This window comes from Paenibacillus sp. An7, from assembly GCF_009870785.1.
Classification (GTDB): domain Bacteria; phylum Bacillota; class Bacilli; order Paenibacillales; family Paenibacillaceae; genus Paenibacillus.
The window spans coordinates 1-373 of record NZ_WTWX01000093.1 but is presented as its reverse complement, the minus strand read 5'-3'; the positions used below and the strand labels follow the sequence as shown (position 1 = coordinate 373).

At 41.8% G+C, this 373-nt stretch carries 1 protein-coding gene; it reads right to left on the bottom strand.

The window, feature by feature from the left end; genetic code table 11:
• The coding region (locus tag GQY27_RS21280) for a hypothetical protein (RefSeq protein ID WP_160037254.1) at positions 1-359 on the bottom strand (359 nt) is incomplete at its 3' end.
• Positions 360-373: the final 14 nt, after the last annotated feature.

Here is a 373-nt window from a genome sequence, read left to right as displayed (position 1 = left end):
TAATTTGCTTCTCGCTCTTCGCGAACTTCAATCGAAGAAATGTCCATTTCAAAAGTCACCAAACTCTCACTGATGACCGCATCAATTAGCTCTTGAATCTTGTTCGTTATCAGGTGATATTCATTCACTCTCACCGTCCAAATGCAGTAATAGATCGGCTTTCTTTCATCTACTTTCTTGAGCATCCCTGCCCACTCACGGACTCTAGCGGGCGAAAGAGTAGCCACCATTTGCCTGTACTCGTCCATCGTGAGAAAATGTATTTTTACGGGCTGATCGTTAAATACAAACACCGCTTTTTTATAAATGCCATGACATACCGTAAGTGCCGCTACTATTTTGGGTTTATGAGTTTTCATTTCATTACCTCCTG